This window comes from Agrobacterium sp. 22-223-1 (assembly GCF_053522385.1).
Genome location: NZ_JBNWCN010000009.1, coordinates 19,520 through 32,137 on the forward strand (window position 1 = coordinate 19,520; position 12,618 = coordinate 32,137).

General features: G+C 60.8%; 12 protein-coding genes. 2 read left to right on the forward strand and 10 right to left on the reverse strand.

The window, feature by feature from the left end; genetic code table 11:
* Positions 1-8 precede the first annotated feature (8 nt).
* From pglA to ACQZ60_RS24960, 5 genes are all read right to left on the reverse strand, one after another.
* Positions 9-1,562 (reverse strand): polygalacturonase PglA, encoded by a 1,554-nt coding sequence (gene pglA / locus ACQZ60_RS24940; RefSeq protein WP_031233593.1) that lies wholly within the window; start codon positions 1,560-1,562, stop codon positions 9-11.
* Positions 1,563-1,677: 115 nt separating this feature from the next.
* A complete protein-coding gene (locus ACQZ60_RS24945) occupies positions 1,678-2,946 on the reverse strand; it encodes an ABC transporter substrate-binding protein (protein ID WP_020809390.1) in 1,269 nt (422 codons plus the stop codon).
* A 43-nt stretch (positions 2,947-2,989) separates the two neighbouring features.
* On the reverse strand, positions 2,990-4,090 hold the full coding sequence (locus ACQZ60_RS24950) for an ABC transporter ATP-binding protein (RefSeq protein ID WP_035264380.1): 1,101 nt from the start codon (positions 4,088-4,090) through the stop codon (positions 2,990-2,992).
* A 2-nt stretch (positions 4,091-4,092) separates the two neighbouring features.
* A complete protein-coding gene (locus tag ACQZ60_RS24955) occupies positions 4,093-4,977 on the reverse strand; it encodes a carbohydrate ABC transporter permease (protein ID WP_020812252.1) in 885 nt (294 codons plus the stop codon).
* 4 nt (positions 4,978-4,981) lie between these two features.
* Positions 4,982-5,863, reverse strand: a complete 882-nt coding sequence (locus ACQZ60_RS24960; protein WP_020812253.1) for a carbohydrate ABC transporter permease — start codon at positions 5,861-5,863, stop codon at positions 4,982-4,984.
* A 212-nt stretch (positions 5,864-6,075) separates the two neighbouring features.
* Between ACQZ60_RS24960 and ACQZ60_RS24965 the strand changes: the two genes are divergently transcribed.
* Entirely contained in the window at positions 6,076-7,002 is a 927-nt protein-coding gene (locus ACQZ60_RS24965; RefSeq protein ID WP_020812254.1) for a helix-turn-helix domain-containing protein, read from the forward strand.
* Positions 7,003-7,043: 41 nt separating this feature from the next.
* On the opposite strand, the gene ACQZ60_RS24970 is transcribed toward ACQZ60_RS24965, so the two are convergent.
* From ACQZ60_RS24970 to kduI, 5 genes are all read right to left on the reverse strand, one after another.
* Positions 7,044-7,922 (reverse strand): amidohydrolase family protein, encoded by an 879-nt coding sequence (locus tag ACQZ60_RS24970; protein ID WP_448736343.1) that lies wholly within the window; start codon positions 7,920-7,922, stop codon positions 7,044-7,046.
* Positions 7,919-9,055: a D-galactarolactone cycloisomerase gene (locus ACQZ60_RS24975; RefSeq protein WP_448736344.1), complete on the reverse strand. Its 1,137-nt coding sequence runs from the start codon at positions 9,053-9,055 to the stop codon at positions 7,919-7,921. The genes ACQZ60_RS24970 and ACQZ60_RS24975 overlap by 4 nt, the downstream gene beginning before the upstream one ends.
* Positions 9,056-9,091: 36 nt before the next feature.
* A complete protein-coding gene (gene kdgD, locus ACQZ60_RS24980) occupies positions 9,092-10,003 on the reverse strand; it encodes a 5-dehydro-4-deoxyglucarate dehydratase (protein WP_003522686.1) in 912 nt (303 codons plus the stop codon).
* 114 nt (positions 10,004-10,117) lie between these two features.
* Complete coding sequence (kduD, locus tag ACQZ60_RS24985; protein WP_078053632.1) at positions 10,118-10,861, reverse strand: 2-dehydro-3-deoxy-D-gluconate 5-dehydrogenase KduD; 744 nt, start codon at positions 10,859-10,861, stop codon at positions 10,118-10,120.
* Positions 10,858-11,682, reverse strand: a complete 825-nt coding sequence (gene kduI / locus ACQZ60_RS24990; RefSeq protein WP_080820777.1) for a 5-dehydro-4-deoxy-D-glucuronate isomerase — start codon at positions 11,680-11,682, stop codon at positions 10,858-10,860. Before kduI ends, kduD begins: the two co-directional genes overlap by 4 nt.
* A gap of 138 nt (positions 11,683-11,820) precedes the next feature.
* Between kduI and ACQZ60_RS24995 the strand changes: the two genes are divergently transcribed.
* The gene (locus ACQZ60_RS24995; RefSeq protein ID WP_448736345.1) at positions 11,821-12,618 is read left to right on the forward strand and encodes an NAD-dependent epimerase/dehydratase family protein; all 798 of its coding nucleotides are present in this window, start codon (positions 11,821-11,823) and stop codon (positions 12,616-12,618) included.

Sequence of the window (12,618 nt, forward strand, 5' to 3'; positions counted from 1 at the left end):
CGGTTTTCTCAATCGGAATCTGACACAATGGAAACGGACGCGTCGCTCAACAGGGCGGGATTATCGCAGACTATATGCGCCTGCTCGAAAACAATCGCCTCATGACGCATGGGACGCACCCGGTCGGCCATGATCGGCGGCGTTGCGATGGCCGAAGGATCGCGCGAGACGATGGTGAGATTGCGGATGGCGATGTTGCGGATGGGCGCTTCGGCAAGGCCTAAAAAAGCGCCGGCCGCATGGGAGAGATTGCGGATTTCGACGTCCTCCACCGTAATGCCGTCGATAAAGGGCGTGCCGCCATCAACCGGCGCCGGGTTTCGCGACTGCACCCAGTCGTCATGTCCATCGGCATCGCAATGGTAATGGGCATTGGCGGAAAGCGCGGTCTGCACGCCATCCAGCAGCACCCGGCGCATGGCAATGTTGCTGACGGTACCGCCCCGCCCGCGCCGTGTCTTGAGGCGCAGGCCGCGATCCGTGCCGACCATATCGCAATCCTCAACCGCCACGTCACGCACACCGCCGGACATTTCCGAACCGATCACCAGCCCACCATGGCCGCGCTGCATCAGGCAATGGCGCACCCGAACGCCGCGCGTTTCCGCGAGATGATCGTCCTCGCCATCGGGGCCGCGCTTTCCCGCCTTCACCGCGATGCAATCGTCGCCGACGGAAAAGCGCACGCCTGATATCGTGACGTTGCGGCAGCTTTCGGGGTTGAAACCATCGGTGTTCGGGCTGTCATGGGGTGCGACGATGCTGAGGCCGGCGGCAATCAAGTCTTCGCAGCCCTGCGGATGGATCGTCCATGAGGCGGCGTTTCGGATGGTGAAACCGAGCAGGTTTGTCTTCCGGCAGGAAACGAGATGCAGGCCACGCGGCCGGCGCGCGCCGTCGCGGGTTTCTTTCGGCCAGCTCCACCAATCGCCGCTATCGCCGGAGCCATCGAGAACGCCCCTGCCCTCGATGACGAGATTGTCTGCCGCGATGGCGTGAACCGGCGCGGCAAAACAGGCATCCGGCAAGCCTTCCCAGCTTCCGAGCATGCGGCCTGCCTCATCGCGGGCGGGCAGGATCGGCCAGCCCCTGCGGGTGGAGGGCGCGCGCAGCACGGCTCCTTCGGCAAGGTGGAAGGTCATGTTGCTTTTCAGGCGAACGGGAAAGGCTGTCCAGAGACCGGCCGAGAGACGCAATGTGCCGCCGTGCGGCACCGCAGCCACGGCCCTTTCCAGCGCCTGCGCATTGGCGCGCGCGCGTGTCTCATCATCGAGCGCAACATCCGGCATGGGGGAGAATTCCGCAGCCTCGACAAGCCCGGCACAGGGGGCGGTTCTGAACTCCAGCCGCCCGAACCCCTCCGCTTCGAAGACATAGCGGGTATCCGGGGAGAGACCATGCAGCAGCGTCACCACGGACGCTGTTTCGCCGCGCCGTTCGTCGCCATCCGCCGACGTCAGACGCCATGCCGTTTTGTACGGAAGGAAATATCGAGCGCCGGGCACAGCAAGGCAAAGCGCTGCCGTTCGCGCCGAAGACGCGATGATAAGGGGTTCGTTCATGCTCTCTTCTCGTCTTTGGTGCCTGTCCGGCCAAACCGTTAGCGGACATGCCTCACATCATCCGGCAGCCGGATAGGGAGCCCGCCGCCATGGAGGCGGCGGCGGGCCATTGTCGTCAATCAAATTTGGCAAGAACATCGTTGGTCGTATCGATGATCTGCTCGGCCGCCTCTTCCGCCGTCAGCTGGCCATAGGCATATTCCTCAAGCGTATCGATGAAGCCCGAGCGGATTTCCGGGTGTTCGTTGAAGGGTGACACCACCGGTCCCGATGCCGCCATGACGATGGCGTTGGCGGCCCGCACTTCCGGCTCACCCTTATCGCCCAGACGCGCAGCCGCGGCTTTCGACGCGGGCAGGCCGCGCGAGGTACCGAGCGCATCGATGCCTTCCGGTTCGTTCAGCAGGCAGTTCAGGATTTGCGCGGCCGCTTCCGGGTTCCTGGAGTTTTTCGAGATCGAAAACACCATGGAAGGCTTGCGATAGACGCCCTCTGTCACGGCATCGGCAAGCTTCAGCATCGGGAACGGTTTCAGAACCTGCCCTTCCTTGAGCGGATCGGCATATTTCGAATAGGTCGAATCCCATTCATAGGAGCCGGCAATCCGGCCTTCCGACCAGGACGGTTTTTCATAGAGATTGACATTACCGTCGGCCGCTTCCTCTTTCTGGGAGCGGATGGAGCCGGTTTCGACCAGCTTGCCGACGAAAGAGATACCCTCGGCAAGCTCCTCCGGCGTCCAGGCCACGCGGTTGGTCTTGGGATCGACCAGATCCTTGCCGGTCTTCTGTACGACAGCCAGTGTCACCAGAAGCTGGGCAGTCTCCTTCACGGCATTGAAGGTGTAATAGTCCTTGCCGAGCTTTTCCTTGATGGTCTTGGTTGCCGCGAAAAACTCGTCCCAGGTCTTCGGAATTTCCACGCCGGCCTTTTCGAAGGTGGTGGCGTTGAAGAAAAAGACGCGACCGGTGGTGGAAACGGAAAGCCCCTGCAACACACCGTTCATCGAACCGGCATCCAGATCGCTCTCGGCCCATTGCGAAAGATCGAGCGGTTTCAGCTGGCGCAGATCGGCAAAACCTTCGCCGTTCTTGGAAAACAGCGGCAGCCACGGCCAGTTGACCTGAACGATATCGGCCTCCGTCTTGCCGGCCATCTGCGTGGTGAGCTTTTCCAGATAACCGTCGAATCCGGTGAATTCGCCCTTGACGGTGTGGCCGTATTTCTCCCCACAGGCGGCAATCGCCTTCTGGGTGGCGACGTGGCGGCTTTCGCCGCCCCACCACGACATGCGCAGTTCCGCAGCACCCGCCGCCGGAGCCGTCGCCATCGCCACATAAGCGGCACCGGCGAGCATCGCCATCATTCTTGTCATCGTCTTCATTGTTCTTCTCCTCCTCGAAAAATCAGGCACGCCCGTCCGCTCCTCACAGCGAGACGTTGCGACCGTCGGCCTTGTCGAAAATATGCAGCTTCTCAGGGTCCGGCTTCAGCCGCAGGATGCCGTCGCGCCCGAGTGCCTCGAATTCGGCCGCGCCAACGACACTGACGACTTTCTGACCGCCGAGATCGGCGTGCAGATAGACCTCGTGGCCCATGAATTCAGCATTGGTGAGTTTCGCGTGCAGCGCCGGGCCATCGACTTCTCCCGCCAGCGAAAGATGCTGCGGGCGGATTCCGATGACGGCATCTGCGGATCTCGCCGAAAGCCGTTGCTCCAGATGCGCACCGATGGGCAGCCGCTGGCCGGCGATAACGAATTCCGCGCCGTCGATTGCCACATCCACCAGGTTCATTTCCGGTGTGCCGATAAAGCCGGCGACGAAAAGATTGGCGGGATGGTTGTACAGCTCCTTCGGCGTCGCGACCTGCATGATGCGGCCGGCCTGCATGACGCAGATACGGTCTCCCATGGTCATGGCTTCCGTCTGGTCATGGGTGACGTAAATGACCGTCGAGGACAGGCCTTCCGCCTTCAGCTGACGGTGCAGATCGGTGATGCGCACCCGCATCGAGGCGCGCAGCTTGGCATCGAGATTGGACAGCGGTTCATCGAACAGGAACACGCCGGGCTTCTTGATGAGCGCGCGGCCCAGCGCCACACGCTGCGCCTGCCCGCCCGAGAGCTGTTTCGGCAGACGGTCGAGCAGCGGCTCGATTTCGAGAATGCGCGCGACATTGTCGATTGCCTTTTCGATCTCTGGCTTGGCGACACCGGCGATCTTTAGGCCGAAGGCGAGATTGCCGCGCACCTTCATATGCGGATAAAGCGCATAATTCTGGAACACCATGGCGATAGAGCGCTTGCCGGGCGGCAGGTCGTTGACGCGCTGGTCGCCGATCAGGATTTCGCCGCCGGTGATTTCTTCCAGCCCCGCCACCATGCGCAGCGTCGTGGATTTGGCGCAGCCGGAAGGGCCGACGAACACCATGAACTCACCATCCTCGACATCGAGATTGATGCCGTGCACGGCCTTGAAGCTGCCGCCATAGATTTTTTCGAGATTTTTAAGTTGAACGCTTGCCATTTTCAGCCCTTGACCCCGCCAGACGAGATCCCTTCAATGAAATACCGTTGCGCCGCGAAGAACACGATCAGCGCAGGCGCGATCGTCAGCACCGACATCGCCAGAATGCGGTTCCATTCGAAGGCTTCGGTGGTGTCGATGGAGAGTTTGAGCGCGAGGCTCACCGGATATTTGTCGACCGAGGACAGGTAGATCAGCGGCCCGAGGAAATCGTTCATCGTCCACATGAACTGGAACAGGCAGACCGAGATCAGCGCCGGGGCCAGCATCGGCACGACGATGTAAATCAGCGTCTGCAGGCTGTTGGCGCCATCCACCCGGGCGGCCTCTTCCATGTCCGATGGCAGCGAGCGCAGGAACTGCACCAGCATGAAGACGAAGAAGGCATCGCCGGCGAGCGCGGACGGCACCCAGAGCGGCAGGAAACTGTCCAGCCAGCCGAGATCGCGAAACAGGATATATTGCGGAATGCGGGTAACGACATTCGGCAGCAGCAGGATGGCGATGACCGAGCCGAACAGGACTTTCTTCAGCGGAAAATCGAAGCGGGCGAAGGCATAGGCCGCCATGGTGCAGGAAATCGCCGTGCCGATGACTTTCGGCAGGATAATCAGGAACGAATTCCAGAAGAACCGGCCGAATGTATAGGGCGTCGAAGTTTCCCAGCCGCGAATATAACCATCCAGCGTCGGGTTTTCGGGGATGAAGCCGGCGCCGGAGAAGATTTCCGAATTGGTCTTGAAGCTTGCGCCCACCAGCCAGATCAGCGGATAGAGCATGATGAGGCCGACCGCGAAGAGAAGCACGTAGCGGACCGAGGTAGAGACGAGCCTCAGCCGCGCCCGGCGGGCCGCCTGCATGTCGTTTAGGATTGCGATATCGGTCATGGCATCAGTTCCGCTTGTCGCCGGCGTAATAGACCCACTTCTTCGAGGACCAGAAGGCCACGAGGGTCAGCACGGTGATGATGGTGAAGAGCACCCAGGCGATGGCGGAGGCATAGCCCATGTTGAACTTCTTGAAGGCCTCGTCATAGATGTAAAGAGGCAAGAGATAAGTGGACTTCAGCGGCCCGCCCTGGGTGATGATGTAAGGTCCGTTGAACTCCTGGAATGCCTGAACCATCTGCATGATGAGGTTGAAGAAGATCACCGGCGTCAGAAGCGGCAGCGTGATGAAGAAGAATGTTCTCACCTTGCCCGCGCCATCGATGGCGGCGGCCTCATAAAGCGACTTGTCGATGGATTGCAGCGCCGCGAGAAAGATCACCATGGCCGAACCGAACTGCCAGCAGCGCAGCAGCGTGATGGTGAAAAGCGCATTGCCGGGATCGCCGAACCAGTCCACCGGCGACAGGCCGATGGCGGCCAGCGCCATATTGGCAAGTCCCTCGCTTGCGAAGATATAGCGCCACAGAACCGCAATCGCGATGGAGCCGCCGAGAATGGACGGCACGTAAAAGGCGGTGCGGAAGAAGTTGATGAATTGCAACTTATAATTGAGTATGGCCGCAATGAACAGCGCGAAGGCAAGCTTCAGCGGCACCGTCAGAAACACGTAGAACAGGGTAACGTTCAGCGATTTCATGAAGGTGCGGTCGCGGGTGAACAGCCGCTCGTAATTGGCCAGCCCCGCCCAGCTGGGATCGCTCATCAGATCGTAACGGGTGAAGCTGAGATAGAGCGAGCCGAGAAACGGGATGGCCGTGAAGACCAAAAGCCCGACGATATAAGGCGTCAGATATCCCAGCCCGAGGAAGCGCTGAGATTTCATAATGCTCCTCCTCGCGTCCCAGTGGAACGCGAATGACAGAATACAATTTCGTACAAGTGATTCTCCCGGAACGGCCGGCGGCACGCGCGTGATGGCACAATTTCTCGCCGCGACCGATCTCCTCCCTCATTGATACGGCGCGTAAAAGCAATTTATGCGGTGACAAAACCAAATTTCCGCGCCAAGGTGAATTAACAAAGACGAGGAAAAAGATGGACGAAATCGAAGGTGGCATTCTGTCGTCCGTTCCGCCTGCGGCGCTCAACCTCAACCTGACGCGCGCAACGATCAAGATGGAGCATTCGCGCACCTGGCAGATCGACAAATCCAACCAAGTGGACGATCTCATCATCTGTCTGGAAGGGCGTGGGCATTATCTCGTCGATGGCGAGGCGCGGGTGCTGGAGCCGGGTGACGCCATGCTGATTTTCCGGGGCCAGCGCTTTGTCGGCTGGAACGAGCAGGCCGTCACCTATCGCGGGGTGGCGCAGCATTTCACGCTGGATATTTACGGCCGCCACAACCTGATCGCGCAGATGGACCTGAAGCCCAAAGTGAAGCTGAGCCGCTGGCCGCTGCTGGAACCGCTGGTGCGCCACTACCGGCAGAGCGCCCCGCCCTCCTCCGTCACGCTTGGCCAGCACCATCTTTTCATGGTGCTTCTCATCGCCTTCATCGACGACGCTTTCCTCGGATGGGTGGACCGCCCGAGTTTCCAGCCGGAGGGGACGGAAGGCCTCGACCTTGCGGTGATGAAGGCGATCACCATGATTTCGGCCAATCCGCTCGACCCCGACATTGCCGGCCGGGCGACCGAGGCGGCTCCCTATAATCGCGACTATTTTCTGCGCGAATTCCAGAAACGGGTGGGACGGACGCCACGTAAATATCAGGAGTTCAAACGCATGGAACGCGCCATGCATTTTCTCGAGGCGGGGCTTTCGGTCTCGGCGGCGGCGGCCGAAGTGGGGTATGGCGATCCCTATTATTTCTCGCGCATGTTCAAACGGACATTGGGGTTAAGCCCACGCGACCATATGAACCGCATACGCCGCAGCCGGCACGGCAATCTCATGGCCTTTGACGAACACGAACAGCAGCGGCTGCTTGCCACTGAAACGGAAAAGGGCCCGGCATAGCGGGGCCTTGTTACGGTGGATTCCGGTCATCCCGGATTGACCTATGCCGCCGTGACTGGCGGCAGCTTGAACAACGCTTCCGGGTTCTCCACCAGCGCACGGTGGCGCGCCGCTTCATCCGGCAGCCAGCCGAGTATGAGTTCCGCAAGGCGGGCATCGTCGGGATAGGCCGCCGTTTCGCGGATGGAATTATGCGGCCAGTTGGTGCCCCAGACAATGCGTTCCGGCGCATGGGCGGCGATGACGCGCGAAAAGGCGGCGACGTCCTCATAGGGCCAGCTCTCACGCGAACTTTCGTAGACGCCGGCGAACTTGAACCAGAGATTGCCGCGGTCGATGAGTTTCAGAAGCGCCGCCATTTCCGGGCCATCGGTTTTGATGCCCTTGAAGAACTTGCCGTGGTGATCGAACACCCAGCGCGAGCGGATGTTCTGAAGGCGCGGCAGGTGATCGAGCAGCGTATTGCCGTCGAATTGTACCGCCACCATCCAGTCGGCCGCATGCGCGCGCTCGTCCACGGCTTCCAGCTCGGACAGGTTTACCGCACCGCCCGGCAGATCCATGATACGCGCACCGACGGCCCCTGCGGCGGCAAGCTGTTCCATGTCCTTTTCGGTCGTACCGGCATCGATGATGACCACCGCGCGGGCCGCCTCGCCCATTTCCGCGACACAGGCGAGTGTGTTGCCGTTGTCGCGTTGATGGGCGTTGCCCTGGGTGATGATGACCCGGTCGATGCCGAGCCATTGCATGAGGCTGCGATAATCCTCCGGTCCGGGCAGAGCGCCCGGCGGCAGGCCCGGTCCACCCGGCAGGGCGGGATAGTGGCGCAGATAGAGATGCATCTGCGTATCGACGGCGCCTTTCGGGAAAGCGGGCCGGGGCGCTGTGCCGCTCAGTTTTCTGACAAGTTCGCTCACGGGTCTGGCATCCTGAATTCAATCAATGCGTCGCGGTTGATCTCTATTCCGAGGCCGGGGCCGTTCGGGATCGTGACGACGCCGTTTACCGCCTCTATCGGCTTGCTCAGCACGGCCTGCCGGAACGGATTATAGGTGCGGTCGAATTCCATGACCGGCTCGATGGGATTGACCCGCACCGGATCGGGCGTCATCGCCGCCATGAATTGCAGGGCTGCCGCAATCTGTACGCCGGTGCCCCAGACATGCGGCACGATGCGCACGCCGTGCAGCGTGGCGAGCGCCGCGATCTTCTGCGTTTCGGAAAAACCGCCGCAGCCGCAGAGATCGGGCTGGAGAATATCCACGGCGCCGGCGGAAAGCGCCTGCCACATGCCATAACGCCCGTGCCAGGTCTCGCCGCCCGCAACCGGGATCGGCTGGCCCGCCCGCACCCGGGCATAGGCATCGAGCTGTTCGGGAACCACCGGCTCCTCGAACCAGTCGATACCATAGTCGGCGGCGCGGTTGCCGAGCGCGATGGCTTCGGTGACGGTGTAGCCGTGATTGGCGTCGATCATCAGCCGCATATCCGGCCCAATCGCCTCGCGCACGGCGGCGATGACGCGGAGGTCTTCCTCGATACCGAAGCCGATCTTGATCTTGCAGGCATGAAAGCCGTCCGCCCGGCGCTCCGCCATCTCGGAGGCGTTGTCGGAAACGCGGTCGACGCCATCGCGCTTGAAGCTGCCGGTGGCATAGGCCCGCACGCTTTCGCGCCAGCGCCCGCCGAGCAGCATCGAGATGGAAGCACCGTAATGCTTGCCTTTGATGTCCCACAGCGCGATATCGATGCCGGACAGGGCCGTGAGGCTGAGGCCGCGCTGGCCCTGATCGCGCAGGGCGTTATAAAGCACGGCCCAGATCTTCTCGGTCTCACGCGGGTCCTGGCCGATGAGCCAGCCTGAGTAAGCCTTAACCACGGCGGCGTTGGGCCGCGCCGGGCCGAGGCATTCGCCCCACCCGACGGTTCCATCGTCGCATTCGATTTCCACCAGAATATGGGCGCGGCGGTCAAAACGCATGGATGCGCTTTCGAACGGCGTGTCCAGGCAATGTTCGAGCAGATGCGTGCGCACCGCTGTGATCTTCATGGCTCCCCTCCCGCTTGTCTCGATCAGGCCTCCAAATCAGGCTTTGCGCTTGTGCGTGCCGATCAAGGCGTCGAGCATGCCGATTTCCTCATTGGTCAGGTCCTTCAGCGGCGCGCGCACCGGCCCGGCGTTGAAGCCCTGCAGGCGAACGCCGGCCTTGACGGCGGAGACGGCATAACCCTTGGCGCGGTTGCGGATCGCCATGAACGGATAGAAGAATTCCGTCAGGATACGCTCGCAGGTGGCGCGTTCGCCGGCGCGCAGAGCGGCGTAGAATTCATTGGCAAGGCCCGGCACGAAGTTGAAGACAGCCGAGGAATAGGTGGTGAAACCGGCGCCGAGATAGGCTTCGGCAAACAGTTCCGCCGTCGGCATGCCGCCGAGATACATCAGGCGGTCGCCCATCTTGGCGGTGATCTGGCGAACGAGACCGATATCGCCGGTGCCGTCCTTGAAGCCGACGAGGTTCGGGCATTCGTCGCAGAGACGCGCCAGCGTATCCGCCTGCAGCACGGAATTGTCGCGGTTATAAACCATGACGCCGATGCCGACCGACTGACACACCTTCTTGATGTGGGCATAAAGGCCTTCCTGCGGCGCATCGATGAGATAATGCGGCAGAAGCAGGATGCCGTCCGCGCCGACCTTTTCGACCGAGCGGGCGATATCGACGGCGATCTCGGTGCCGTAACCGCAGCCGGAAACGATGGCGGTTTCACCGGCCACATCCTTGGCGGCGGAAACGATGGTCGGAATTTCATCCGGCTTCAGCGAGAAAAACTCGCCCGTGCCGCCGGCGGCAAACAGCACCGGCGCTTTATAACCGGCAAGCCATTCGACATGCGCCCTGTAACTGTCCTGGGCGAAACGGCCCTCGGAATCGAAATGGGTGACCGGGAAAGACAACAGGCCGGAGCCGAGCGCCGCCTTGATTTGTTCAGGGTTCATGTTTGGTATTCCTTTGCAAATTCATTGACTGGAAGCCACCTAACCCGGTTGCCGCATGCTTGTCAACAATTCATCATACATGTTGTATGATGAATTGTTGAAATCTGTAACAGATCAGCGCGCCAACCAGCCGCCATCGACATTGAGAATGGCGCCATGCACATAATCCGCCGCCGGCGAGGCAAGGAAAACCGCCGCCCCGGCTATATCGTCGGAATGGCCCCAGCGGCCGGCCGGAATACGCTCGAGAATGGCCTTGTTGCGGGCCGCATCCGCGCGCAGCGCTTCGGTATTGTTGGTTTCGATGTAGCCGGGCGCAATCGCATTCACATTGATGCCCTTTGCCGCCCACTCATTCGCCAGAAGCTTGGTGAGGCCCGCGACGCCATGTTTCGCCGCCGTATAGGACGGCACGCGAATGCCGCCCTGAAAGGAGAGGAGTGAAGCGATATTGACCACCTTGCCGGACCGGCCTTTCGCCAGCAACTCTTTCGCAAAAGCCTGGGTGGTGAAAAACAGCGCCTTGAGATTGACGTCCATCACCTCGTCCCAGTCGAGTTCGGAAAACTCGACGGAATCGGCACGACGGATAATGCCGGCATTGTTGACGAGAATATCGAAACCGGCGCCGGCAAAACTGTCCTTCGCCGCCAGCGGATCTGCAAAATCGATAGACAAAGCGCTGGCCTTGCCGCCGTCCCTGGCGATCATCTCCAGCGTTTCATCCGGCGCGCGGCGGGCGGCGCAGACCACCTCCGCGCCGGCAGCGGCGAGCCCCACCGCAATCGCCTGGCCAAGCCCCGTATTCGCGCCTGTGACGAGCGCCTTACGCCCCTGAAGCGAAAAGGGATTCTTCATTTCAGGTCTCCCGGCTGGATGAAGTCCATATCGGTGTAATCGACATTGTCTCCCGCCATGGCCCAGATGAAAGTGTAAGAACCGATGCCGGCGCCGGAATGAATGGACCAGGGCGGGGAAATCGCACCCTCTTCATTCGAAATGAACAGATGCCGGGTTTCCTGCGGCTCACCCATCAGATGCAGCACGCGCGACTTTTCATCCATGCCGAAATAGAGATAGGCCTCCATGCGGCGATCGTGAATGTGGGAAGGAATAGTGTTCCAGACGGAACCGTCCTCCAGCGTCGTATAACCCAGCACCAGCTGGCAGCTTTCCATGACCAGCGGATGGATGAACTGGTTGATGGTGCGCTTGTTGGAGGTTTCGGTCGCACCGAGCTTGACCTCCTTGCTATTGGCCAGTGTCACGAGCTTCGCCGGCAGGCTGCGATGCGCCGGGCAGGAGGTGATGTAGAATCGCCCTGCCCCGTCAAAGGTCACCGCACCGCTGCCTGCACCGAGATAAAGCACATCGCCGCGATTGAGGGTATAGGTCTCGCCGCCGGCGCTGACCGTGCCGGTCTCGCCGATATTGACGATGCCCATCTCGCGCCGGTCGAGGAAGGACGGCGTTTTGGTCTCTTCCACCTTGTCCAGCGTCAGCGGTGCACCGTTCGGCACCGCGCCGCCCATCACGAAGCGGTCATAGTGGGTGTAGATCAGCCTGATTTCGCCGGAACGAAACATGTCGTTGGCGAGGAAATGCCGGCGGAGCCCTTCGGTATCCAGCGTTTTTGCATATTCCGGGTTCACGGCCTGCCTTGTTTCGACGGTCAACATCAAACTCATCCTTCATGATTGTTGCGTATGGCACATAATATATGTTATCCGCTTTTTGTACGATCTGTATGACAAGGTCAAGAGGCATAGGCATATCTCGACCACGCCAGGGACGTACAACGCTGAGGGAGAATGGCAATGAAACGGCTTCTTGTTACCGGTGCTGCGGGCCAGCTTGGCCGCGTCATGCGCAAACGCCTTGCATCGATGGCCGAGACCATTCGCCTTGCCGATCTCGCCCCGCTCGATCCGGCAGGCCCGAATGAGGAATGCATGCAATGCGACCTTGCGGATGCAGACGCAGTGGATGCCATGGTTGCCGGTTGCGACGGCATCGTTCACCTCGGCGGCATATCGGTGGAGAAGCCTTTCGAACAAATCCTTCAGGGCAACATCATCGGGCTTTATAATCTCTACGAGGCCGCCCGCGCCCACGGCCAGCCGCGAATTGTTTTCGCCAGTTCCAACCATACGATCGGCTATTATCCCCAGACCGAACGGCTTGGTCCCGATGTTCCCTTCCGCCCGGACGGCCTCTACGGCGTTTCCAAATGTTTCGGCGAAAACCTCGCCCGCCTGTATTTCGAGAAATTCGGACAGGAGACGGCGCTTGTGCGCATCGGCTCCTGCACCCCGGAACCCAACAATTACCGCATGCTGTCCACATGGTTCTCGCATGACGATTTCGTGTCGCTGATCGAATCGGCGTTCCGCGCACCCGTTCTCGGCTGCCCGGTCGTCTGGGGTGCGTCGGCCAATGATGCCAGCTGGTGGGACAATTCGCATCTCGGCTTTTTGGGATGGAAACCGAAGGACAATGCCGAGGCCTTCCGGGAGCACATCGCGCGGACGGCTCCCAAACCGGACCCGAGCGACGCGGTAGTCCGCTTTCAGGGTGGCGTGTTTGTCGACAACCCGATCTTCAAGGAGACGTGA

Excerpts from the sequence above, each read along its gene's own strand:
- kdgD (WP_003522686.1), bottom strand. The coding sequence starts at position 10,003 with ATGAACCCTGAACAAATCAAGGCGGCGCTCGGCTCCGGCCTGTTGTCT.
- ACQZ60_RS24995 (WP_448736345.1), top strand. The coding sequence starts at position 11,821 with ATGAAACGGCTTCTTGTTACCGGTGCTGCGGGCCAGCTTGGCCGCGTC.
- ACQZ60_RS24955 (WP_020812252.1), bottom strand. The coding sequence starts at position 4,977 with ATGACCGATATCGCAATCCTAAACGACATGCAGGCGGCCCGCCGGGCG.
- ACQZ60_RS24975 (WP_448736344.1), bottom strand. The coding sequence starts at position 9,055 with ATGAAGATCACAGCGGTGCGCACGCATCTGCTCGAACATTGCCTGGAC.
- ACQZ60_RS24950 (WP_035264380.1), bottom strand. The coding sequence starts at position 4,090 with ATGGCAAGCGTTCAACTTAAAAATCTCGAAAAAATCTATGGCGGCAGC.
- kduD (WP_078053632.1), bottom strand. The coding sequence starts at position 10,861 with ATGAAGAATCCCTTTTCGCTTCAGGGGCGTAAGGCGCTCGTCACAGGC.
- ACQZ60_RS24960 (WP_020812253.1), bottom strand. The coding sequence starts at position 5,863 with ATGAAATCTCAGCGCTTCCTCGGGCTGGGATATCTGACGCCTTATATC.
- ACQZ60_RS24945 (WP_020809390.1), bottom strand. The coding sequence starts at position 2,946 with ATGAAGACGATGACAAGAATGATGGCGATGCTCGCCGGTGCCGCTTAT.
- ACQZ60_RS24965 (WP_020812254.1), top strand. The coding sequence starts at position 6,076 with ATGGACGAAATCGAAGGTGGCATTCTGTCGTCCGTTCCGCCTGCGGCG.
- pglA (WP_031233593.1), bottom strand. The coding sequence starts at position 1,562 with ATGAACGAACCCCTTATCATCGCGTCTTCGGCGCGAACGGCAGCGCTT.
- kduI (WP_080820777.1), bottom strand. The coding sequence starts at position 11,682 with ATGTTGACCGTCGAAACAAGGCAGGCCGTGAACCCGGAATATGCAAAA.